Annotated in this window: 19 protein-coding genes; 8 read left to right on the top strand and 11 right to left on the bottom strand. The window is 71.1% G+C overall.

Annotated elements, in window-relative coordinates:
- Positions 1-46 precede the first annotated feature (46 nt).
- From OG302_RS14230 to OG302_RS14215, 4 genes are all read left to right on the top strand, one after another.
- The gene (locus OG302_RS14230; RefSeq protein WP_371527134.1) at positions 47-688 is read left to right on the top strand and encodes a TetR/AcrR family transcriptional regulator; all 642 of its coding nucleotides are present in this window, start codon (positions 47-49) and stop codon (positions 686-688) included.
- A gap of 147 nt (positions 689-835) precedes the next feature.
- Complete coding sequence (locus OG302_RS14225; RefSeq protein WP_361833644.1) at positions 836-1,684, top strand: 3-hydroxyacyl-CoA dehydrogenase family protein; 849 nt, start codon at positions 836-838, stop codon at positions 1,682-1,684.
- Positions 1,685-1,847: 163 nt separating this feature from the next.
- Complete coding sequence (locus tag OG302_RS14220) at positions 1,848-2,171, top strand: STAS domain-containing protein (protein ID WP_160507247.1); 324 nt, start codon at positions 1,848-1,850, stop codon at positions 2,169-2,171.
- A gap of 215 nt (positions 2,172-2,386) precedes the next feature.
- On the top strand, positions 2,387-4,936 hold the full coding sequence (locus OG302_RS14215) for an ATP-binding protein (protein ID WP_371527133.1): 2,550 nt from the start codon (positions 2,387-2,389) through the stop codon (positions 4,934-4,936).
- 103 nt (positions 4,937-5,039) lie between these two features.
- On the opposite strand, the gene nucS is transcribed toward OG302_RS14215, so the two are convergent.
- Positions 5,040-5,711 carry an endonuclease NucS gene (gene nucS / locus OG302_RS14210; RefSeq protein WP_361833648.1) on the bottom strand — a complete coding sequence of 224 codons (672 nt, stop codon included), beginning with the start codon at positions 5,709-5,711 and terminating at the stop codon, positions 5,040-5,042.
- Positions 5,712-5,924: 213 nt separating this feature from the next.
- Here nucS and OG302_RS14205 point away from each other — a divergent pair, with 213 nt between their 5' ends.
- Positions 5,925-6,317 (top strand): SCO5389 family protein, encoded by a 393-nt coding sequence (locus OG302_RS14205; RefSeq protein WP_361833650.1) that lies wholly within the window; start codon positions 5,925-5,927, stop codon positions 6,315-6,317.
- A gap of 69 nt (positions 6,318-6,386) precedes the next feature.
- Here the strand turns inward: OG302_RS14205 and OG302_RS14200 are convergent, their stop codons facing one another.
- On the bottom strand, positions 6,387-7,439 hold the full coding sequence (locus tag OG302_RS14200; protein WP_371527132.1) for an LLM class flavin-dependent oxidoreductase: 1,053 nt from the start codon (positions 7,437-7,439) through the stop codon (positions 6,387-6,389).
- A gap of 211 nt (positions 7,440-7,650) precedes the next feature.
- Here OG302_RS14200 and OG302_RS14195 point away from each other — a divergent pair, with 211 nt between their 5' ends.
- Positions 7,651-7,983, top strand: coding sequence for an ATP/GTP-binding protein (locus OG302_RS14195; protein ID WP_371527131.1), 333 nt, complete (start codon positions 7,651-7,653; stop codon positions 7,981-7,983).
- 3 nt (positions 7,984-7,986) lie between these two features.
- On the opposite strand, the gene OG302_RS14190 is transcribed toward OG302_RS14195, so the two are convergent.
- The 8 genes from OG302_RS14190 to mce form a co-directional block, all read right to left on the bottom strand.
- Entirely contained in the window at positions 7,987-8,823 is an 837-nt protein-coding gene (locus OG302_RS14190) for an ABC transporter permease (RefSeq protein ID WP_371750120.1), read from the bottom strand.
- 95 nt (positions 8,824-8,918) lie between these two features.
- The gene (locus OG302_RS14185; RefSeq protein ID WP_371527130.1) at positions 8,919-10,115 is read right to left on the bottom strand and encodes an ABC transporter ATP-binding protein; all 1,197 of its coding nucleotides are present in this window, start codon (positions 10,113-10,115) and stop codon (positions 8,919-8,921) included.
- A gap of 108 nt (positions 10,116-10,223) precedes the next feature.
- Positions 10,224-11,021 (bottom strand): hypothetical protein, encoded by a 798-nt coding sequence (locus OG302_RS14180; protein WP_371527129.1) that lies wholly within the window; start codon positions 11,019-11,021, stop codon positions 10,224-10,226.
- Between the two features lie 23 nt (positions 11,022-11,044).
- Positions 11,045-11,815, bottom strand: a complete 771-nt coding sequence (locus OG302_RS14175) for an ABC transporter permease (RefSeq protein WP_371527128.1) — start codon at positions 11,813-11,815, stop codon at positions 11,045-11,047.
- Positions 11,816-11,818: 3 nt separating this feature from the next.
- The gene (locus OG302_RS14170; protein WP_371527127.1) at positions 11,819-12,814 is read right to left on the bottom strand and encodes an ABC transporter ATP-binding protein; all 996 of its coding nucleotides are present in this window, start codon (positions 12,812-12,814) and stop codon (positions 11,819-11,821) included.
- Between the two features lie 68 nt (positions 12,815-12,882).
- Entirely contained in the window at positions 12,883-13,818 is a 936-nt protein-coding gene (locus tag OG302_RS14165; protein ID WP_361833664.1) for a cellulose-binding protein, read from the bottom strand.
- 182 nt (positions 13,819-14,000) lie between these two features.
- Complete coding sequence (gene scy, locus OG302_RS14160) at positions 14,001-17,918, bottom strand: polarized growth protein Scy (protein WP_371527126.1); 3,918 nt, start codon at positions 17,916-17,918, stop codon at positions 14,001-14,003.
- A gap of 231 nt (positions 17,919-18,149) precedes the next feature.
- Positions 18,150-18,590, bottom strand: coding sequence for a methylmalonyl-CoA epimerase (gene mce, locus OG302_RS14155; protein ID WP_135330222.1), 441 nt, complete (start codon positions 18,588-18,590; stop codon positions 18,150-18,152).
- Between the two features lie 136 nt (positions 18,591-18,726).
- On the opposite strand from mce, the gene OG302_RS14150 reads away from it, so the two are divergent.
- Positions 18,727-19,929 carry an acetyl-CoA C-acetyltransferase gene (locus tag OG302_RS14150; protein WP_371527125.1) on the top strand — a complete coding sequence of 401 codons (1,203 nt, stop codon included), beginning with the start codon at positions 18,727-18,729 and terminating at the stop codon, positions 19,927-19,929.
- Positions 19,930-19,992: 63 nt separating this feature from the next.
- A complete protein-coding gene (gene meaB / locus OG302_RS14145; RefSeq protein ID WP_249587711.1) occupies positions 19,993-20,949 on the top strand; it encodes a methylmalonyl Co-A mutase-associated GTPase MeaB in 957 nt (318 codons plus the stop codon).
- 371 nt (positions 20,950-21,320) lie between these two features.
- Here the strand turns inward: meaB and OG302_RS14140 are convergent, their stop codons facing one another.
- Positions 21,321-21,983 carry a PepSY domain-containing protein gene (locus OG302_RS14140; protein ID WP_371527124.1) on the bottom strand — a complete coding sequence of 221 codons (663 nt, stop codon included), beginning with the start codon at positions 21,981-21,983 and terminating at the stop codon, positions 21,321-21,323.
- Positions 21,984-22,053 lie beyond the last annotated feature (70 nt).

Below are 22,053 nucleotides of genomic sequence, written 5' to 3'. Positions count from 1 at the left end.
GGGGCAAGTTTTCAGTCGCCCTAGCCAGTGGTCGTAGGGTGGGGGCATGGCTGAAGGGCTCAGGGAGCGCAAGAAGCGGCAGACGAAGCAGCGGATCTCGGACATCGCGACCGGGCTCTTCCTGGAGCACGGCTTCGTCACGGTGACCGTCGCGGACGTCGCGGAGGCCGCCGACGTCTCCGTGAACACCGTCTACAACTATTTCCCGGCCAAGGAGGACCTCTTCCTCGACCGGGGCGAGGCCGTCGTCGACCGGCTCTCCGGTTATGTGCGCGGCCGGCGCGCGGGGGAGTCCGCCGCCGCCGCGGTCCTGCGCCAACTGCGCGCGGACGTGGAGGGCGTGTCGCCCTCCATCGGTCTCTTCACCGGCTGGGCCGACTTCATGAAGGTCATCACCGACGCCCACGCCCTGCGCTCCCGGCTCTGGGAGATCCAGCAGGAGGCGCTCGGCCACCTCACGAAGACCCTCGCCGACGAGACGGGGGCCGCCGACGGCGACCCCATGCCCGGCCTGATCGCGGGTCAGCTCTCCTGGGTCCACAGCACGCTCATGGCGTGGATCGGCGACGAGATGGTCAAGTGCCGCAAGCCCGCCGAAGTGTCCCGGGATGCCCTCGTGCTGCTCGACGAGATGGAGGACCTGCTCGGCGAAAAGGTCCTCAACTACGCGGTGCGCGGCGCCGAATGACCCGTACCAGTGTGATGTCCGTCATCTGAGACGTGACGCGCATCTCTTCACGGCCACAGCCGTGCTCACGACCGCTAATGTCCGCCGGAAGGGCTTACGTAAACAGCGTGTAAGCCAGGCGTGATAAGCGGTAGGGGAGTCGTAACAGTGGCACGGAAGCTCGCCGTCATCGGAGCCGGACTCATGGGGTCCGGCATCGCTCAGGTCTCCGCCCAGGCGGGCTGGGACGTCGTCCTGCGCGACGTCACCGATGAGGCCCTGACCCGTGGCACCGACGGGATCAAGGCGTCGTACGACAAGTTCGTGAGCAAGGGCAAGCTCGCCGCCGAGGACGCCGAGGCGGCGCTCGGGCGCATCACGACGAGCACCGACATGGACGCCGTCGCCGACGCGGACATCGTCGTCGAGGCCGTCTTCGAGAAGCTCGAGGTCAAGCACGAGATCTTCCGTACGCTCGACAAGATCGTGCGCGAGGACGCGGTGCTCGCCTCCAACACCTCGGCCATCCCGATCACGAAGATCGCGGCCGTGACGGAGCGTCCGGAGCGGGTCGTGGGCGCGCACTTCTTCTCGCCGGTGCCGATGATGCAGCTGTGCGAACTGGTGCGCGGCTACAAGACCAGCGACGAAACCCTCGCCCGCACGCGTGAGTTCGCCGAGTCCGTCGGCAAGACCTGCATCGTCGTGAACCGCGACGTCGCCGGGTTCGTGACGACCCGTCTGATCTCGGCGCTCGTCGTCGAGGCCGCGAAGCTCCACGAGTCGGGCGTCGCCACCGCCGAGGACATCGACATCGCCTGCAAGCTCGGCTTCGGGCACGCCATGGGACCGCTCGCGACCGCCGACCTGACGGGCGTCGACATCCTGCTGCACGCCACGGACAACATCTACACGGAGTCCCAGGACGAGAAGTTCGCCGCGCCCGAGCTGATGCGCCGGATGGTTGACGCCGGTGACATCGGCCGCAAGAGCGGGCAGGGCTTCTACAAGCACTGACGTCTGCTTCCACCCGTGCGGGGTCACCCCTCGGAGTGAATTCGGTATCGGTTCGCTTACAGACGGCAACTTCCTTGCCCATGCGGCAGTCAGTTGCAGTGACATACGCAGACGCCATACGGAACAGACGTCACAGGAAACTCAGCACTCTCGGGGAGCGCATATGCACATCAGGGGCGACCAGGCCCAGCTGGTCGTCGGGGGACGCCTCGACGTACGCAGCGCGGCGGACGCCCGAACGGTCCTGCACTCGGCCGTCGACGACGGAGCCGGTGACCTGGTGCTCGACCTCTCCGAACTCGACTCGTGGGACGCCACGGGACTCGGCGTCATCATGGGTGCGCACCGGCGCGCGGGACGGTGCGGACGCCGTCTCGTGCTGCGCAGTGTGCCGCCCCAGATGCAGCGCCTGCTGGTGGCCACCCGGCTCCATCGCATCCTCGCCATCGAGGGCGGCATCGGGGTGGAATCGCTTCCGCGGGTGTGAAACGCATTTCGCGCGCAATCCTCACGAGACTGTGACGTCTCGGACGGAGCGGTACCCCGCCCGTTCGGAGATACTGAGCGAAGGTCTAGGGTTCGGTCGCCCACCGTCATGACGAAGACAGACGCCCGAGCGGGGGCACCGGACCAGAAGCGACAGCGCAGTGTGCACAAGGCCGGAGGGGGCTGTGTACACGACGCATCTGGGGGGCTTTGACCATGGACCCGATGAACCGGGGACCGGAAGAGTACGGCCATGACGGCATCAACGACGACGATTCGGCGCGTTCCGTGCGGCCACCGCGCGATCCTTCCCCAAGCTCTCAACTCCGTTCGAGCAGGGGAGACCCCAACACACCGGACTTCGGTCAGCCCGCGCCCACGCTCGCCCGCACCGTCCAGCTCGTCTCGGGTGACTTCCTGCTCACCGTTAACCCCGTCGACGGCAGCGAGATCGAACCCTGCCCGCCCGGCGAACGTCCCGCACGGCCCGTCAAGCGCACCGCCGCCGAGCGTGCCGAGCTGCGCCGCTCATCGGCGCCGCCCGTGCCGCCGGGTCCCGCACTGCCCCGGATGCCGCTCCTGGAGCGTCAGGAGGAGCGTGAGCGGCTCGTGCGCCTGCTCGCACGCGGGCGCTCGGTGCGGCTCACGGGTCCCGCGGGCTCGGGGCGAACCTCGCTCCTGAACGCCGTCGCCGAGGACTGCGCGGACCTCGCACCGGACGGCGTCATCCGGCTCTCCGGGTACCACAAGTCGCCCGGCGACCTGCTCCAGGATCTCTTCGGCGCGGTCTACAACGCCCCGCTGCACCGCCCCGACCGCGCACTGCTGCTCGAACTGGTCCACGACATCGGCGCGGTCGTCGTCCTGGACGACCTGGAGTTCGGCGCGGCCGCCCTGGAAGAGCTGCTCGACGCCACACCCGAGTGCGCCTTCCTCATCTCCGCCACCCCCGAGGTCGCGGCGCCGTCCCCGGACTCGCACCTCGAAGAGGTCTTCCTCGGCGGGCTCGGCCGCAGCGGCGGCCTCGAACTCCTGGAGCGCGCCGTCGGCCGCGTCCTGACGGACGACGAGGCGGGCTGGGCGGGCGACCTCTGGTTCGAGTCGGAGGGGCTGCCCCTGCGCTTCGTCCAGGCGGGCGCCCTGCTGCGCCAGCGCGACCAGCTGCGCGCCGACCCGAACGCCTTCGACGAGTACGGCTACTTCGCCGAGGGGCCGGTCGACGCGCCCTTCGACGCCGAGGGCCACGACGTCCCGCTGCCCTCGCTCGCCGACGGCGCGGCGCCCGCGGCGCTGCTCGCCTCACGGCTGAGCCCGTCGGCACGCACCACGCTGCGGTTCGCCGTCGCACTCGGCGGGGAACTGCCGCACCAGGCCCATCTGCCCGCCCTCGTGGGGGACACCCACGCGGACGCGGCCCTCGCCGAGCTGGTCTCCACCGCGCTCGTCACGGCCGTCGGCTCGCACTACCGGCTCGCCGCCGGGGTGCGTACACAGCTGGAGGTGTCCGGGTACGGGGACGACACCGCGGAGCACGCCCAGAGCGCCGCCCGGCACTACGCCTGGTGGGCGGGGCACCCCTCGGTCGGCCCGGAGCGGGTCGTGGCCGAGGCGGACGCCGTGCTCGCGGCGCTGGGCGTCCTGGTCGCGGGACAGTCCGCTTCGGGGGCACCGGCCGGCGGCGGGTCCATGGGCAGCGAGGAGAGCGCCGCCGTGCTGCTCGCCCGCACCGTCGCGCCCGCCTTCGCGGGAGGGCTCGACTGGGGCGCCTGGGAGCGTGCCCTGCGGTCGGGCCAGGAGGCGGCACGGACCGCGGGAGAGGTCGCCGAAGAGGCGTACTTCCACCATGAACTCGGCGTCCTCGCGCTCTGCGGCGGACAGCTCGACCGGGCCCGCGTCGAGCTGGAGGCCTCCATCGGCCTGCGCGGCGCGCTCGCCGACAAGCGGGGCATGATCGCGGGGCGCAGGGCTCTCGCCCTGGTCGCCGACCGCTCGGGCGGCGTGATGCCCGGCGGAAGCACGGCAGCCGCGGGCGAGGAGATGCCCGACGCGCGCCACGAGGAGTCGGCATCGCCCCCGGGCGGCGTACCGGCGGCGTTCGCGCTGCCCACACCGCCCCCGGAGCCCGAGACCCTGGTCACCCGCAAGGCGCCGCCCGCGGTGGGCGTCGGCCCGGCACCGACCCGCCGCTCCATCGTCAGCGGCACCCGGCGCAACCTCGTCGCGGCGGGCGCGGGCGCCCTGCTCGCGGCCGTGCTCGGCACCGTGGTGACCCTCGGGGCCACGTCGGACAAGAACGATAACCCGCCCGACAAGGTCAAGACGGAGCAGTCGGCGACCGAGGACCAGGGCGACGACGGCCTGACCGCCGACAAGCCCGCGAAGGACTCGACGAGCCGCCCGGACGACGACGGCGCGGACAACGTCCCCGGCACCGCGGACGACGGCGGGGCCAGTGAGAGCGGCGGACCGTCGGACGAGCCGAGCGACAGCGGCAAGCCCTCCGACGACACCTCGGGCAAGCCGACGACGAAGCCGACGGACAAGCCCACCACGAAGCCGCCCACGACGAAGCCCCCGACGACCAAGCCCCCGACCACGAAGCCGCCGACCACGAAGCCGCCCACGACGAAGCCTCCGACGACCCCGCCGCCGACCACGCCGACGCCGGACCCGCCGTCGTCCCCGGTCACCTCGAATTCGGCCAGCGGCCCCGCGAGCAGCCCGGCGACGAGCGACTCCGCGTCGGACGCGGAGTCGACGATCTGAGGCACGTGACGGACTGACGCACGTACGCGCACGTACGCAAGAGAGGGCCGGGTCCTGGTGGACCCGGCCCTCTCGCGTAGGGGGAAGCGGTACGGAGAACTTCCTAGAACAGCCGCAGCTTGTCGTCCTCGATGCCGCGCATCGCGTTGTAGTCGAGGACGGCGCAGCCGATGCCGCGGTCCGTGGCGAGCACGCGGGCCTGCGGCTTGATCTCCTGGGCGGCGAAGATGCCCTTGACGGGGGCCAGGTGCGGGTCGCGGTTCAACAGCTCCAGATAGCGGGTGAGTTGCTCGACACCGTCGATCTCGCCGCGCCGCTTGATCTCCACGGCGACGGTCTGCCCGTCGGCGTCACGGCAGAGGATGTCCACCGGGCCGATCGCCGTCATGTACTCGCGGCGGATCAGCGAGTAGCCCTCACCGAGCGTCTCGATCCGGTCGGCGAGCAGCTCCTGGAGATGTGCCTCCACGCCGTCCTTGATGAGGCCGGGATCGACGCCCAGCTCGTGCGAGGAGTCGTGCAGGATCTCTTCCATCGTGATGATGAGTTTCTCGCCCGCCTTGTTCACGACGGTCCAGACGCCCGCGTCGTCCCCCGTCCCCTCCTTCAAGGTGCAGGGCGGGGACATCCAGTTGAGAGGTTTGTAGGCCCGGTCGTCCGCGTGGATCGAGACACTGCCGTCCGCCTTCACGAGGATCAGGCGGGGGGCCGACGGGAGATGGGCGGTGAGCCGGCCCGCGTAATCCACGGAGCAACGGGCAATGACGAGACGCATGGTGCGCAACGCTACTCGACCCCGGGTGGTCCGCGCGATTCCTCCATCGATGGACCTGTTCGATCCTGGCCGGTTATGTTCCCAATCTCCTGGTGCAGCGCGGGTCCGGTGCTTAACGTATAAGCAGGAGGTCGCCGTGCGTGCACGCTGCGTGTGCGAACTCCCCGCCCTGTCCGGAAGCCCCCGCTCCCCGGGGGTGCGAGAGGAGAACCCATGTCGCTCGACGTCTCACCGGCGCTGTTGGAACAGGCCGAGCGAGGCGAGGTCGATGAAGCGGAATTCGTCGACTGCGTCCGGACCTCCCTGCCTTACGCATGGGAGATGATCAGCTCCCTGGTGGCCCAGCTGAAGGTTGACGGCGGAGAGTTCGCCGACAACCAGACGCCGCCGCCCACCGAGCAGGCGCGCGGCCAGCTCCTGCGGGCGCTGGCGAGTGACGCGATTCGCGGCGCTCTGCAGCGCCACTTCGGAGTGCGGCTCGCATTCCAGAACTGCCACCGTGTGGCGGTTTTCCCGCTGGACGCGTCCGTGGACGACAGGCTCGCCCGGTTCACATCGATCCGGGGCCAGCTGCTCAACCAGTCGCCCGAACTGCGGGACTGCTGAAGCCTTTTGCTGCCGCTCCGTACGCGGGAGGTGTTCTAGTACCGGAGCGGCAGCTCCCCCGCCCCACGCTCAGCCGAGCTGGGGCAGCACTTCGGCACCGAGCCTGCGGACGTTCTCCTCGGTCGTCGCCAGATCGCCCGAACCCTCGACCAGCAGCGCGAAGCGTGTGATCCCCGTGCGCTCCGAGGTTGCCGCGATCCGGTCGGCGCACAGCTGCGGGGTGCCCACCGGGTGCAGTCCGCAGAGCAGTTCCGTGTACGCGAGCGGGTCCCGCATGGCCCGGGGGCGGCCGTCGACCGTGACGTGTGCGTCGAGCCCCTGCTTGAGCCACCCCGGCATCGCCTTCTGCAGCGTCTCCGCCGCGTCCAGGCGCCGGTCCGCGATCTGCGCGACCCCGGCCGAGACGTGCGCGGCGCGGTGGACCTCTTCCGGCGTGCGCCCCGCGGCGCGCGCGTGCCGCTGCCACAACGCCACCATTTCGGCCTTCTCCTCGTCCCCGACATGCATGCCGAGCAGCATCGGCAGACCGCGTTCCGCCGTGAGCCGCACGCTGGCCGGCGAGGTGCAGGCGACGATCACCTCGGGGCCGCCGGACGCCTCCCCGGCGTCCGCGCCCGAGCCGGCCAGCGCCTCCTGCGGCCGTGGCACCACGGCCACCTCGCGGAAGGGGAAACGGCCCGCCTCGCTCGCGACGCGCGGCTCGCTCAGCCACCGCAGCAGCAGGTCGAGCGAGTCCGGGAAGCCCTTCTCGTACGCGTCCAGGCCGGACCCGAAGACCTCCAGGTCCACCCACGGTCCGCCGCGCCCCACGCCCAGCGAGAAGCGCCCGCCGGACGTCAGGTGCAGCAGCGCCGCCTGCTCGCCAAGGGCCACGGGGTGGACGGTCGGCAGGACGCTCACGGCGGTGCCGACCCGGATGCGCCGCGTACGCCCGAGAAGGAGCGCGGCGAGGGTCACGGCGGACGGACACGTGCCGTACGGCACGAAGTGGTGCTCGGCGAGCCAGACCGAGTCAAGGCCCGCCTCCTCGGCCACCTCGGCGGACCGCACCGCGCGGTGCAGTGCCTCCCCCTGCCCCTGTCCCGGGAACTGGGCGGCCAGAACAAAACTACCTACACGCATCGCACTCCTGCCTCCTTGGCGCCGACGCAGGCACTCCCCCTACGGGCAACAACGCATGACACGTGCCAAAGGCACGGCTTGGCATGAAGATTGACGGATTTTCTGCGAAATGCAGGGGGGATCTGTGGGGGTTGATGACGGACGTCTACCCGTGTCCGCGCCGCGTAGGCTGGACGTACCCCTGGCCCCCGTACATCCCGTGAGGTGTTCCGTGTCCCCGCGTCGCAACCGCCCGAAGGGCGCCGGAGAAGCCAGCCCGCGCACGGACGGGGAACCGACGGGCCGCTACGGCGGCTTCCAGTCCACCGAGTCCTGGCAGGGCGAGCAGTGGAGCCTGCGCCACGTGGCGGGGGCCAGTGCGGCGGGCAAGAGCTACCGCTGCCCCGGCTGCGACCAGGAGATCCCCTCCGGGGTCGCGCACGTGGTGGCCTGGCCCGAGCACTCGGGCGTGGACGAGCGCAGGCACTGGCACAAGGCCTGCTGGAACGCGAAGGACCGCCGCACCACGCGGGTGCAGCGGTCCCGTAACGCGCCTAGGTACTGACGGCTACACGTCGCGCTTCTCCAGGAGGGCGAAGGCGCCGACGATCGCGGCCGCGGTCACGCCGACGAGCAGCAGGAGCTGCGAGGTGCCGCCGCCCTCGCCGTCCATCTCGAAGATCTTGGCGAGCGAGTTGATGGCGTTGTAGTCCATCATCTTCTCGCCCAGCGGGCGCGTGCCCTCGGAGATCATCAGGAACACGGGCAGGATCGCGGGCACCAGGACGACGCCGAGCATCGCGGTGATCGCACCCGCCGAGTGGCGCAGCATCGATCCTGCGGCGAGCGCGAGGACGCCCAGGAGCGAGACGTAGAGCCCGCCCTTGAGGACCGTGCCCGCCCAGTCGACGTCACCGGCCTCGGGGCCGCTGTGCATCCCCGACGTCATCAGGCCCACCAGCAGGATGGAACCCGCCGAGACGACGAAGGCGATCACGAAGAAGATCAGGATCTTGGCGGCGAGCACACGGTAGCGCTGCGGCGACGCCGTGAACGTCGTACGGATCATGCCGGTGCCGTACTCGGACGACGTCACCAGGACGCCGAGTGTGATCAGGCAGATCTGGCCGAGCACGAGACCGAAGAACGCCGGGATCGTGAACGGCACGTCCGCGTAGTCCCGGTCCTGCGTGTTCACGCCCACGAGCAGGCCGATGCCCACGACCAGGAGGAAGAAGACGCCGAGGGTCCACATCGTCGAGCGGACCGACTTGATCTTCGTCCACTCGGACGCCAGGGCGTTGCCGAGGTGGGTCTTCTTGACCGGGATCGGCGAGGTGTAGGCGTTGTTCATCGCCTGCTGCCAGGCGGAGGGCGGCGCGGGTGCGGCCGGCGGGGGCGCCATCGGGGCACCTTGCGGCACGGGAGCGCCGGCCTGGGCGTACGCCTGCTGGGGTGCCTGCTGGGGCTGCGCCTGCGGCTGCGGAGTCGGAGGCGTGGTCATCGCGGGTCCTCGCTGTCGCGCTTGGTCATGTCGGGGGCGGGGGCGGGGGCAGGAGCAGCGGCGGGCGCCTGAGGGGCGGCGGCCGCGTACGGGTTGGGAGTGCCCTGCGGTGCGCCGGGGGCGCCAGGTGCGCCCTGCGGCATCGCGAACGGCTGGCCGCCCTGCTGGGGCGGCGGCGGTGCGTACCACCCGGGCTGGCCCTGGCCGGGCACCGGCATCTGCGGCTGCGGCATCGCACCCGGCGGCAGCTGCTGCTGGAGGCCCGCCCGCTGGTCGACCGTCGAGCGGTAGTCGACGGCGCCCTGCGTCATCCGCATGTACGCCTCTTCCAGCGAGGCCTGGTGCGGCGAGAGCTCCCACACGCGGACGTCCGCGCCGTGTGCGAGGTCGCTGATGCGGGGGAGCGGAAGGCCGGTCACGCGCAGCGCGCCGTCCTGCTCGGGCATGACCTGGCCGCCCGCCTCGCTCAGCGCGGCCGACAGCTTCTCGCGCTGCTGCACGTCGCCTTCCGGCACCCGCACCCGGGCGAAGTCGGCGGAGTTGTGCGAGATGAAGTCCTTGACGCTCATGTCCGCGAGCATCTGCCCGCGGCCGATCACGATCAGGTGCTCGGCGGTCAGCGCCATCTCGCTCATCAGGTGCGAGGAGACGAAGACCGTGCGGCCCTCGGCGGCGAGGGACTTCATCAGGTTCCTCACCCAGAGGATGCCCTCGGGGTCGAGGCCGTTGACCGGCTCGTCGAAGAGCAGCACCTGCGGGTCGCCGAGCAGCGCCGCGGCGATGCCCAGGCGCTGGCCCATGCCGAGCGAGAAGCCCTTGGAGCGCTTCTTCGCCACGTCCTGGAGGCCCACGACGCCGAGCACCTCGTCGACCCGGCGGGCCGGGATGCCGGAGAGCTGCGCGAGGCACAGGAGGTGGTTGCGGGCGTGCCGCCCGCCGTGCACCGCCTTGGCGTCGAGCAGCGCGCCGACCTGGCGGGGGGCGTTGGGGAGCTTGCGGTACGGGTAGCCGCCGATCGTCACCTGGCCCGTGGTGGGTTGGTCGAGCCCGAGGATCATGCGCATGGTCGTCGACTTGCCGGAGCCGTTCGGGCCCAGGAAGCCGGTGACCGTGCCGGGTCGCACCTGAAAGGAAAGGTTGTACACGGCTGTCTTGGCGCCGTAGCGCTTCGTCAGGCCGACTGCCTCGATCATTCTCCGCACCCATCGAATGGTTCAGGACGTCGGGGCACACGCCCCCGTAAGGGTTAGGAGGATATCGGGGAGCTGACGGTTCCAGCCAAGAGCGGGTAAAACTCTCGGTCAGGGGAAGCCCGGCTGCGGCAGCGCCCAGCCCGCGTCGGCGAAGGCACGGGTGCCGAGCTCACGCAGCCTACGGTCGGCGGCGGCCTTGCGCACCCAGTCGGCGGGACCGGGCCCGAGCAGTCCGCGCAGCGCCGCCGAATCCCCGATGAGCGAGGCGAGCAGCGCCGCCTGGTCGCCGCCGCCGGGGCGCGGCAGCCCGGTCCCCGGATCGACGAGGACGCCGTACGAGCTGACGTAGAGCGAGGCGCTGCCGAGCTTCTCCCCGGACGGCAGGGTGAGCCCGAAGCCGTCGCCCGGGACGAGCGAGCGCCGGTAGTTGGGGAACTCCGTCTCGTCGACCGCCCTGAACTGGTCCCGGTCGAGCCAGCTCACCACGAGGGAGGTCTCGGCCGCCGGGTCGATGTAGGGGGCCGCCGCCACGTAACCGGCCCGCCCGATGTGCGCCGAGCAGCCGACGGCGATGCCACGCACCCGGACCGGGACCATCGGCACGGCGGCGGAGAGGGAACGTCCCAGGAGTTTGTACGCGACCTGCGCGGGCGAGGCGTTCGACCCGACGGCGATGACGGGGTGCCTGCCGCTGACGGGGACCGCGCCCCGCTCGGCAAGCGCCTCGTCGAGCGGCTGCCCCGCCACGAGCCACTGACCGAGCGGGAGCGGACGTACACCGAGGGGGAGGAGCTCGCCGCCGGTCAGGAGGGACGGCTGCCGGACCGGCCGCCCCGGGTAGGCCAGCGGCTGCAGGGCGGGCACGACATCGAGACCGAGCGCGGCCAGGCTCGGATCCACCGCCATCACATTCCCCCCCCGGAGCGGGACTAGGCGTCGCGCTTCTTCAGCAGCGCGTATCCGCCGATCAGTGCCACCGCGACCCACACCACCATGATCGCGAGCCCGCCCCAGGGACCGTACGGGACGTCGTCGTCCAGCGGTGTCTTCACCTGCATGATCCTGTTCCCCGCCTGGTCGGGGAGGAAGCGGCCGATCTTCTTCGTCGCGGAGACGTTGCCCAGGATGCTGGAGATGAGGAAGAAGAACGGCATCAGGATGCCGAGGGACAGCATCGGACTGCGCAGCATCGTCGCGACGCCCATCGAGAACATCGCGATGAGCGTCATGTAGAGCCCGCCGCCGATCACCGCACGCAGCACTCCCGGGTCGCCGATCACGGCCTTGTGCTCGCCGAGCACCGCCTGTCCCACGAAGAACGCGATGAAGCTCGTGACCAGGCCCACCACCAGACAGAGCAGGGTGGCGACCGCGACCTTGCTCGCCATGAAGGTGGCGCGCTGCGGGACCGCGGAGAGCGAGGTGCGGATCATGCCGGTGCTGTACTCGTTCGAGACGACGAGCACACCGAAGACGATCATCGCGAGCTGGCCGAGGCTCATGCCGGCGAAGCTGGTGAAGGTCGGGTCGAAGACCCGGCGGTCCTGGGCGTTGAGGCTGTCGTAGTCGTTCTTCGCCAGAATGCTGATGAGCAGGCCGAGCCCGACCGTGACGACCACCGCGAGACCCAGCGTCCACACGGTCGACGAGACCGAGCGGATCTTGGTCCACTCCGACTTCAGTACTTGTGCCGCGGCCATCGTTCAGGACCCCTTCTTGGGCTGCTGCTGCCAGCTCTCGCCCCAGCCCGCGGCCCGCGCGGGGGGTGGCGGGGCGGCGCCGGGGCCCGTGTGGTCGGCGTGCGCGTGATACTCCACCGACTCCGCGGTGAGCTGCATGAAGGCCTCTTCGAGCGAGGCCCGCTGGGGGCTCAGTTCATGGAGCACGAGCTGATGGCGGGCGGCGAGCTCACCGAGATCCGCGGCTTCGGTCCCATCCACCTCCAGGGTGCCGTTGCCCGCCTCGACGGCGGTGACGCCCTCCTGGTGCAGCACATCGAGGAGCCGTTCGCGCTGCGGGGAACGCAGCCGGACGTACGAGCGTGAGTTCTGCTGGATGAAGTCCGCCATGGAGGTGTCCGCGAGGAGCCGCCCCTGCCCGATGACGACGAGGTGGTCGGCGGTCAGCGCCATTTCACTCATCAGGTGGGAGGAGACGAAGACCGTACGGCCCTGTGCGGCGAGGGACTTCATCAGGTTCCGGATCCAGTGGATGCCCTCGGGGTCGAGTCCGTTGACCGGCTCGTCGAACATCAGGATCTCGGGGTCGCCGAGCAGCGCGCCCGCGATGCCGAGCCGCTGGCCCATGCCGAGCGAGAAGCCCTTGGCCTTCTTCTTGGCGACCTGTGTCAGGCCCACCGTGTCGAGGACCTCGTGGACGCGGGCGCGCGGGATGCCGTTGCTCTGCGCGAGGCAGAGGAGATGGTTGAAGGCGCTGCGCCCGCCGTGCATGGCCTTGGCGTCGAGCAGGGCGCCGATGTACTTGAGCGGTTCCTTCAGCTGGGCGTACCGCTTGCCGTCGATGCGCGCGGCGCCCGCCGTGGGGTTGTCGAGCCCGAGCATCATCCGCATCGTCGTGGACTTGCCGGCGCCGTTCGGTCCGAGGAAGCCGGTGACGATGCCCGGATGCACGGTGAAGGTGAGGTCGTTGACGGCCAGCTTCTCGCCGTACCGCTTGGTCAGCCCCTCGAGCTCGATCATGCGGCCACGCTAAGACGGGACAGAGCCCCCTGCCACTTGGGCAGAGGGCTCTGAAAGCGTCCCGGACGTCAGCGGGTCTGCTGCGCCGGAACCCCACGCGAGACGGGCTCGTCGTCGGCGGGCGTACCCGCGGCGGCGACGGCCGCACCCGTGAGGGTGGCCAGCATCTCGCGCACGTTGGTGAGCTGCGCGTTGATGCTGTCGCGACGGTTCGTCAGAGCCGCGAGCTCCCGCTCGGACTCCGAACGGATCCGGTCGGCCTTGGCGTTCGCGTCCGCGACGATGTCCTCGGCCTGCCGCTGAGCGGTCTCGACGGTCTGACGCGCGCGACGCTCGGCGTCCGTACGCAGCTTCTCCGCCTCAAGACGGAGCTGCTCCGCACGGTGCTCGATCTCCGCGAGACGCTTCTCGGCCTTGGCCTGACGCGAGGCCAGGTCACGCTCCGACTGCTCCCGGCGCTTGGCGAGGTTCGTCTCGAAGTCGGCCGCGGCCTGGGCGGCCTTGGCGCGGGTCTCCTCGAAGAGGGCGTCCGCCTCCTCGCGCTTCTGCTGGGCGTCCTTCTGCGCCTCGCTGCGCAGCGTGCCCGCCTCGCCCTTGGCCTTCTCGACGATCCGGACGCCCTCGTCCTCCGCCTTGGCCTTGCGCTCGGCCGCGAACGACTCGGCGTCGTTGCGCACCTGCTGGGCCGCCGACTCGGCGAGCTCGCGGTGCTGCTCGGCTGCGCGACGAGCCTCCTCGCGCAGGTCCTTCGCCTCCTCCTCGGCGAGGCGGAGGATCTTCTCGACACGGGCACCGAGGCCCGCGTACGACGGTTCGGCGTCGGCTACCTGCGCCTGCGCGTTCTGCGTCTCGAGGTGCAGTTCCTCAATGCGCTTTTCCAGAGCAGTGATACGAGCAAGAGCGCTGTCACGGTCGGAGACGAGCTTGGAGATACGTTCGTCCACCTGAGCGCGGTCGTACCCACGCCGCACAAGCTCGAAGCCGTAGGGGGAAGTGTCGCTCATGGGGTTCCTGTCGAATGAGACCGGTGAGGTGATAGAGGGAATCCTAGGGGTCCAAGCGGCGTGTCATCGAGCAGATGCCCGTTTGATCTGGAGAATGACACCCCTTTTGAGTGGCTAACCGCCGGAGCACTTGCCAGCGACAGTGCCGAAGGTCCTTACAAAGCACGCGAGATGTTCTTTGGCTAGCCCTCAGACGGCTTGCCACCCGATCGAGTTGACCCCGCGGCTGCACCGGCCTTGACGCCACCGTCCTTCGCGCCGGGGATCGGTGGGGCCTCAAAAGACTCCAACGCCTCCAGCACGTCCTGGACACGGGAAATCTCCGCGTTGATGTCCTCCCGGCGCCGGACGAGGACCTCCAGCTCGCGCTTGCCCTCGTCAACCGTACGCTCCGCCTCGGCCTGCGCCTCCGCCTTGACGCGCTCGGCGTCGCGCACCAGCTCGGCGACCTTCGTCTCGGCCTCCTTGAGCAGCGCCTCGGCCCGCTTCACGGCGGAGATGCGGACCTTGCCGGCCTCGGAACTCGCGTCCGACACCAGCTCCTTGGCCTTCGCCTCGGCCTCGGCGAGCTGCTCCTCCGCGGCCTTCACCAACGCGTCACAGCGCTCGCCCGCGGACTTCATCGCCTCGGCGGACTCGCGGCGCGCACGCTCGTGCAGCTCCTCGATCTCCGCGCTGAGGCGGTCGCGCTGCTCCTCGGAGCGCTCCCTTATGGCCGTCGCGTCCCTGCGGGCGCCGACGAGCAGTTCGTCCGCGTCCGTACGGGCCTTCTCCACCAGGGAGTTGCCCTCGACGCGCGCCTCGGCCACCAGCCGGTCGGCCTCCGTGCGGGCGGCGCCGACCATCGTGTCGGCCTGCGCCTCCGCGTCCGTGGTCGCCTTGAGGGCCTTCTCCTGGGAGTCCGCCGTCAGCTTGTCGGCCTCGGCCGCCGCCTCCGTGATGAGCGTGTCCACCTGCTCGGCCGCCTCGGAGCGGCGCTTGTTGGCCGCCTGGCGCGCCTCGTCCAGGGTCCGTTCGGCCTCCTCCCGCGCCTGCGAGGTGAGCCGCTCGGCCTCGGCCGCCGCCTCCGCCTTGACGCGCTCGGCCTCGGACCGGATGCGCTCGGCGTGCTGCTGGGCGGAGCCGACCGTCTCGGCGGCGTCCGCGCGAAGCCGCTCGGCGTCGCCCGTCGCGTCCGAGATGAGCTTCTCGGCCTTGGCCACCGACTCCGAGCGCACCCGCTCGGCCTCCGATGCCGCCTCGCCGCGCAGCCGCTCGGCCTCCGCCGCGGTCTCGGTCCGCAGCCGCTCGGCCTCCGCGACCGTCTCGTTCTGCAGCCGCTCCGCCTCGCTGCGCGCCTCGCCGATCAGCTGGTCGGCCTGGCTCGCCGCGTCGCTGCGGATGCGGTTGGCGTCCTCGCGGGCGTCGGCACGCGTACGGGACGCGTCCTGCTCGGCCGACGCGATCGCGTCCGAGGCTTCCGTGCGCGAACGCTGGGCGTACTCGGAGGCGTCCGAACGCAGCCGCTCGGCCTCCGCGATCGCCTCCGACACGGTGCGCTCGGCAAGCGACTTGGCGGCCTCGCTCTCCTCGGTCGCCTCGCGCCGGGTGCGGTTGGCGTCCTCGGCGGCACGCTCCCGCTCGGCGTACGCGTCGGAGCGGACCCGGTCCGCCTCCTCCTGCGCCTCGGTCCTGGTGCGCTCCGCCGCGTGCTCGGCGGCGCTGCGCAGGCCCGCGATCTCCTCCTGCGCGGATTCCTGCAGGCCCGCCACCGAGTCCCGTACGGACTGGGCGGTCTGCTCGGCGCTGGAGACCATCTCGGTCGCCCGGCGGTCGGCCTCCTCGACGAGGCGGACGGCCTCGGCCTGGGCCTCCTCGACGCGGTTGCGGGCGGAGGCGAGGAGCTCCTCGCTCTGCTCGCGGGCCCGCTCGCGCTCCTGGTCGGCCTCGCCCCGCGCGGAGCTGAGGGTCTCCTCGGCCTCCCTGCGGCGCCTCGCGGCCTCCTCCTGGGCGGCGGACAGCGCCTCGGCGGCCTCCGCGCCCACGCGCTCGGCGGCGGCGGCCGCCTCCGAGCGCAGCCGGTCGGCCGACTCCTGGGCCTCGGTCTTGAGCCGCTCGGCTTCGTTGGCGGCGTCCGAACGCAGCCGCACGGCGACGTTCTCGCCCTCGGCGCGCGCCTGCGACGCGTCGGCGGCGGCCTCGGTGCGCAGCCGCTCGGCCTCGGTCTCGGCCTGCGACTGAAGGGTGCGGATCCGCTCGGCGGACTCCGCACGCAGGCGGTCCGTCTCGTCCGACGCCTCCTTGCGGATGCGCTCGGCCTCGGCGCGGGCGTCGGTCAGCGCCTGCTCGGCGGAGGCGAGACGCTCCTCGGCCTCCGAGTGCAGGCGCGCCAGCTCGTCGGCGGCCTCGGCCTGACGTGCCGCTATCGCCCGCTCGGTCTCCTCGTGCAGGGCCCGCGCCGCTTCCTCGGCCTCGGACTTCGTGGCCTCGGCCTGCTCGGCGGCCTCCTCGCGGTGCCGGTCGGCCTCGGCGCGGGTGCGCTCCAGGGTCTCCTCGGCCTGCTTGCGCAGGGTCGTGGCGCGCTCGATGGCCTCGGTGCGGACCCGGTCGCTCTCGGTGGCCGCGGCCGACTTCAGCTCCTCCGCGTCGGCCTTCGCCTTGGCGAGCAGCTCCTCGGCGGACCTGGCGGCTTCCTCGATCTGCTGGACGGCCTCGCGCCGGGCCTCGCTGCGGATCCGCTCGCCCTCGGTGACCGCGTCGGCCCGCAGCTGCTCGGCCTCGCCGCGCAGCCTGCGCGCCTCCTCCTGCAGCTCGACGGTCTTGGCGCGGTACTCCTTGGTGTCGTCCTTCGCCGTGCCCTTGAGCTGCTCGGCGATGTCGTGCGCCTCGGCGCGCAGCCGGTCCGCCTCGGTCTCGGCGTCGGTGCGGATCCGCTCGGCCTCCTCCGTGGCGGCCTTCGTCGTCTCCTTGGCGTCCTTGGACGCCTTGTCGAGTACGTCCTCCGCGGTGCGGGCGGCCTTGGCGAGCTGGCCCGCGGTCTCCTCGGCGGTGATCGTGCGCGCCTTCTCGGCGGCTTCCTTGATCAGCTTCTCGGCCTCGGCACGGGCGTCGGCGACGAGCTGCTCGGCCTCGGTCCTGGTGGCCTCGGCTTCCTTCGTGGCCTCGCCGACCAGCCGGGCGACCTGCTCCTTGGCGGTGCGCGTGCGCTGTTCGTTGGCACCCTCGGCGGCCGAGAGCTGCTTGGACGCCAGTTCCTTGGCCTCGGCGACGACCTTGTCGGCCTCCGCGCGCGCCTCGCGCAGAGCCGTCTCTGCCTCCGCCATGCGCTGCTCGGCGGCCCGGCTCGCCTCGGTGGCCTGGCGGCGCGCCTGCTCGGACTCGGTGGCCGTGGTGGAGCGCAGCTGCTCCGCGTGGTCGGTGGCCTCCTGCGCCTGCGTGGACGCGGCGTTCAGGAGGCGCTCGGCGTCCGAGCGGGCCCGGCGCAGGATCGCTTCGGCCTCGGCGCGGGCCGACTCGGCGTCGCTCGACATCCGCTGGCGGGCTTCTTCGGCCACGCGCTCGGCCTCGGCGCGGGCGGCGGCCAGGGCCTGGTCGGCCTCGGCGCGCGACTCGTCGAGCAGGCGGCGCGCCTGCTGTTCGGTGCGCGCCCGCAGTTGCTCGGCCCACGCCACGTTCTCGTTGACGTGCGACTCGACGGTCTGGCGGCGCTCGGACAGCTCCTGGTCGAGCTGCTGACGGCGCGACACCGCCTCGGCGTGCAGTTCGGACTGGAGCCTGGCCTGCTGCTCGGCGTGCTCCTGGAGGATGCGCTGGGTCTGCGCACGTGCGTCGCGCAGCTCCCGCTCGGCGTCCTGGCGCAGCTGGTCGGCCTGGATCTGGGCATTACGCAGCAACTGCTCGGCCTGATAGCCGATGTCCGCGCCGTCATAGGCAGGGCGGGACGCGAGGTTGCGGCGCGCCTCGTGCAGCTTGGCGCGCAACACCTCGACCTGATAGCCGAGGTCCTCGGCGTGCTGAACAGCCTTCTCTCGTTCGGTCTTCAGCCGGTCCATCTCGGCCTCGAACCGCGAAAGATGGTCCGTCTCAGCCCGCGAGCTCTCTTGGCGTTCGTAGCCCCGCACTGCGCGGTCCCATCCGTCCCCTGGTCGCAAGTCTCTTCGTACGAGCCCTGTCCATCCGCCGAACGGGGCCCACGGGGAATGGTGTCAGATCAACAGCAGAGCTTGGGCTGCTGCCCTGACGCTCGTCCCCCGAAACCCGGACCCCGGCAAGCGGCCGCCCAGCGTACGGACGACCGGCCGCCCGAACTTCGGACGGCCGACCCCAACCCTACCGGCCCAAGTATGCGGAGGTCAGTGCTCCGGTGACTCCTGAGCTGCCGAGGTGACGAGTTCGGTCAGCACACCGTGACAGTCCTTGGGGTGCAGGAAGGTGATGCGGGATCCCATGGACCCGATTCGGGGCTCCTCGTAAAGGACGCGTACGCCCTTGTCCTTGATGGCCGCGGCGTCGCCGTCCACGTCCGCGGTGCCGAAGGCGATGTGGTGCACACCCTCACCGTTCTTCGCCAGCCACTTGCCCACCGCGGAATCATCGCGAGTGGGTTCGAGGAGCTGCAGGTAGGAGGCCCCTCCGTCGCTCGTCTCATTGATCTTGAGCATGGCCTCGCGCACGCCCTGCTCTTCATTGACTTCGGTGTGGAACACCGTGAAGCCGTACGTCTCCCGGTAGAACTCGACGGTCTTGTCGAGGTCGAAACAGGCGATCCCGATGTGATCGATTCGCGTCAGCATGTTTTAAGTGCAGCCTCTCCGGCAGTGATTACACAACGTGCGCGCGATCACACCTAGCGCCCGATGACGCACGGCGTACCGCTCAGTACATTCAAGTAAACCCTCATTAACTCCTCCTCCCAAGGGGCCGTGGCACATGTCTGGAACGACCGGTACCACCTCAGTGATCGTCGCGGGCGCGCGAACGCCCATGGGCCGCCTGCTCGGCTCCCTGAAGTCCTTCTCCGGCGCCGACCTGGGCGGTTTCGCGATCAAGGCCGCGCTCGACCGGGCCGGCATCGGCGGCGACCAGGTGCAGTACGTGATCATGGGGCAGGTGTTGACGGCCGGGGCAGGGCAGATCCCGGCGCGTCAGGCCGCCGTCAAGGCGGGCATCCCCATGAACGTCCCCGCGCTCACCGTCAACAAGGTGTGTCTCTCCGGGCTCGACGCGATCGCGCTCGCCGACCAGCTGATCCGCGCGGGCGAGTTCGACGTCGTCGTCGCCGGCGGCCAGGAGTCGATGACGAACGCGCCGCACCTCCTCCCCAAGTCCCGCGAGGGCTACAAGTACGGCGCCATCGAGATGCTCGACTCCATGGCGTACGACGGCCTGACCGACTCCTTCGAGAACATCGCCATGGGTGAGTCCACGGAGAAGCACAACACCCGCCTGGGCATCGCCCGCCCCGAGCAGGACGAGATCGCCGCCGCCTCGCACCAGCGCGCCGCGGCAGCCCAGAAGAACGGCATCTTCGAGGCCGAGATCACCCCGGTCGAGATCCCGCAGCGCAAGGGCGACCCGGTCCTCTTCTCCAAGGACGAGGGCATCCGCGCCGAGACGACCGCCGAGTCGCTCGGCAAGCTGCGCCCCGCCTTCACCAAGGACGGCACGATCACGGCCGGCACGTCCTCGCAGATCTCCGACGGCGCCGCGGCGGTCGTCGTGATGTCGAAGGCCAAGGCCGAGGAGCTCGGCCTGGACTGGATCGCGGAGATCGGCGCGCACGGCAACGTCGCGGGCCCGGACAACTCGCTCCAGTCCCAGCCGTCGAACGCCATCCAGCACGCCCTGAAGAAGGAGGGCCTGGACGTCGCCGACCTCGACCTCATCGAGATCAACGAGGCCTTCGCCGCGGTCGCGGTGCAGTCAATGAAGGACCTCGGGGTGTCCTCGGAAAAGGTGAACGTCAACGGCGGTGCCATCGCCCTGGGCCACCCGATCGGCATGTCCGGCGCACGCGTCGTGCTGCACCTCGCCCTTGAGCTGAAGCGGCGGGGCGGCGGCGTGGGCGCGGCCGCGCTGTGCGGTGGCGGCGGGCAGGGTGACGCACTGATCGTGAAGGTGGCGAAGGCCTGACGCCGTTGCGCGTCCGAACCTTCTCCCCCGTCTTGGACACGTCTTGGAACGGAGCTGTCTGACATGCAGGACGTCCCCTCCCTGGTGGCGCAGGCCCGCGAGGGCAGGCCACGGGCCGTGGCCCGGCTGATCTCACTGGTCGAGGGGGCGTCACCGCAGCTCCGCGAGGTCATGGCGGCGCTGGCTCCGCTGGCGGGCCACGCGTACGTGGTGGGCCTCACGGGATCGCCCGGTGTCGGCAAGTCGACTTCGACGTCGGCGCTGGTGTCGGCGTACCGGCGGGCGGGGAAGCGGGTCGGCGTCCTTGCCGTCGACCCGTCGTCCCCCTTCTCCGGGGGCGCGCTGCTCGGTGACCGGGTCCGGATGTCGGAGCACGCGTCCGACCCCGGGGTCTACATCCGCTCGATGGCGACGCGCGGCCACCTGGGCGGCCTCGCGTGGTCGGCGCCGCAGGCGATCCGTGTCCTGGACGCGGCGGGCTGCGACGTGATCCTGGTCGAGACGGTCGGCGTGGGCCAGTCCGAGGTGGAGATCGCCTCGCAGGCGGACACGTCGGTGGTGCTGCTCGCCCCCGGCATGGGCGACGGAATCCAGGCGGCGAAGGCCGGAATCCTGGAGATCGGTGACGTGTACGTCGTCAACAAGGCGGACCGGGACGGCGCGGACGCGACCGCGCGAGAGCTGAACCACATGCTGGGGCTCGGGGAGTCGCGGGGCGCCGGGGACTGGCGTCCGCCCATCGTGAAGACGGTGGCCGCCCGGGGCGAGGGCATCGACGAGGTCGTCGAGGCCCTGGAGAAGCACCGGGCGTGGATGGAGGAGCGGGGCGTACTCGCCGAGCGGCGCGCCGCTCGGGCCGCGCGTGAGGTGGAGACCATCGCGGTCACCGCTTTGCGGGAGCGAATCGCGGATCTCCATGGAGATGCGAGGCTCTCGGCGTTGGCGGAACGGATCGTGGCGGGGGAGCTCGACCCGTACGCGGCGGCCGACGAACTGGTGGCGAGCTTGACCTCGGGTTGAGCGGGGCCGGCCCGGCGGGGCCTTGCGGAGCCGTGCGGGGCTCCTGCGGGGCCCTGCGGTGACTGGGGGCTTAGCTGCTGGGCCGCTGGGCCGCTCGGTGGCTGTGCGGCTCTGCGGTCTGCGTGGCCCTGCGGCTGTGCGGCTGTGCTGGTCCGGGTGGCCCTGCGGGCGCACTAGCCGCCGCTTCGCGGCGATGTTTCCCGCCCACCCACTACCCGGGGTAATCGGGTGGGTGGGCGGGAGACACCCGTCGGGAAGCGACGGTCCAGGTCGTAGCGCGACGCGAGCCCGGTCCCGCAGGGCGCCCCGCGACGCGAGCAGGCCCCGCAGGGGCACACCCTGCGGGACCGGCTCTCCGGGGGGACGGGGGATTAGTCGTCGGAGCCGTCGTCGTCCGAGTCGTCGTCGTGGCTGTCAGAGTGGTCCGCGGTGACCTTGCCGGACTGCAGGTCCACCTTCCAGTCGGACTCCGCGCCCTTCGGACCGGAGGTCTCCGCCTCCCAGGCCTTGGCCGTGCCGTCGTCGTCCAGGTCCACGGAAGTCACCGCACCCTTCGAGCCCGCGGCCTTCGCCGCGTCCTCCGCGTTGACGGAGGCACCCTTCAGGGCGGCGGCCACGCGGCCCGCGTCGCCGTCGTCGTCCTTCTCGGTGTGCGAGCCGAGCACCTTGCCGGTGCCGGGGTCGACCTGGACGCTGTGCCACGTGTCGCCCTTGAGCAGGTCGACGTCCCAGACCAGGCCGCCGTTGTCCTCGTCGTCGAGCTCGGCGGAGACCGCGGTGCCGGCCTGGTCCGCCAGCGCCGCCTTGATCGCGTCGGCGGCCGTCACCTTGGCGGCCTTCACCTCGGCGGTGTTCTCCTTGGCGTCGTCGCTGTCGTCCCGGTCGTCGCCGCGGTCGTCGTCCTTCAGCTGAACGCTCGACTTCTTCGCGGCGGCCGACGAGTCGTCGTCGCCGGTGACGGCGAGAGCCGACGCCGTGCCGCCCCCGACCAGTGCGATGGCGGCGACGGTGGCGATGACGATGTTGCGCTTCATGAGGGGGTCCTCCCGAGTCGGTGGCTGTGCGGCCGGTGGGCCGCTGCCGTTCGCTTTCGACAAGAACCAA

Origin of the sequence: Streptomyces sp. NBC_01283 (genome assembly GCF_041435335.1) — a bacterium.
Lineage (GTDB): Bacteria > Actinomycetota > Actinomycetes > Streptomycetales > Streptomycetaceae > Streptomyces.
Note: the sequence above shows the minus strand (reverse complement) of the source record. Positions and strands in the feature narration are given on the sequence as shown.

Excerpts from the sequence above, each read along its gene's own strand:
- OG302_RS14230 (WP_371527134.1), top strand. The coding sequence starts at position 47 with ATGGCTGAAGGGCTCAGGGAGCGCAAGAAGCGGCAGACGAAGCAGCGG.
- OG302_RS14170 (WP_371527127.1), bottom strand. The coding sequence starts at position 12,814 with ATGATCGAGCTCGAGGGGCTGACCAAGCGGTACGGCGAGAAGCTGGCC.
- OG302_RS14190 (WP_371750120.1), bottom strand. The coding sequence starts at position 8,823 with ATGGCGCCCCCGCCGGCCGCACCCGCGCCGCCCTCCGCCTGGCAGCAG.
- OG302_RS14220 (WP_160507247.1), top strand. The coding sequence starts at position 1,848 with ATGCACATCAGGGGCGACCAGGCCCAGCTGGTCGTCGGGGGACGCCTC.
- OG302_RS14215 (WP_371527133.1), top strand. The coding sequence starts at position 2,387 with ATGGACCCGATGAACCGGGGACCGGAAGAGTACGGCCATGACGGCATC.
- OG302_RS14200 (WP_371527132.1), bottom strand. The coding sequence starts at position 7,439 with ATGCGTGTAGGTAGTTTTGTTCTGGCCGCCCAGTTCCCGGGACAGGGG.
- OG302_RS14175 (WP_371527128.1), bottom strand. The coding sequence starts at position 11,815 with ATGGCCGCGGCACAAGTACTGAAGTCGGAGTGGACCAAGATCCGCTCG.
- OG302_RS14205 (WP_361833650.1), top strand. The coding sequence starts at position 5,925 with ATGTCGCTCGACGTCTCACCGGCGCTGTTGGAACAGGCCGAGCGAGGC.
- OG302_RS14180 (WP_371527129.1), bottom strand. The coding sequence starts at position 11,021 with ATGGCGGTGGATCCGAGCCTGGCCGCGCTCGGTCTCGATGTCGTGCCC.
- OG302_RS14185 (WP_371527130.1), bottom strand. The coding sequence starts at position 10,115 with ATGATCGAGGCAGTCGGCCTGACGAAGCGCTACGGCGCCAAGACAGCC.
- nucS (WP_361833648.1), bottom strand. The coding sequence starts at position 5,711 with ATGCGTCTCGTCATTGCCCGTTGCTCCGTGGATTACGCGGGCCGGCTC.
- OG302_RS14165 (WP_361833664.1), bottom strand. The coding sequence starts at position 13,818 with ATGAGCGACACTTCCCCCTACGGCTTCGAGCTTGTGCGGCGTGGGTAC.
- OG302_RS14150 (WP_371527125.1), top strand. The coding sequence starts at position 18,727 with ATGTCTGGAACGACCGGTACCACCTCAGTGATCGTCGCGGGCGCGCGA.
- OG302_RS14140 (WP_371527124.1), bottom strand. The coding sequence starts at position 21,983 with ATGAAGCGCAACATCGTCATCGCCACCGTCGCCGCCATCGCACTGGTC.
- mce (WP_135330222.1), bottom strand. The coding sequence starts at position 18,590 with ATGCTGACGCGAATCGATCACATCGGGATCGCCTGTTTCGACCTCGAC.
- meaB (WP_249587711.1), top strand. The coding sequence starts at position 19,993 with ATGCAGGACGTCCCCTCCCTGGTGGCGCAGGCCCGCGAGGGCAGGCCA.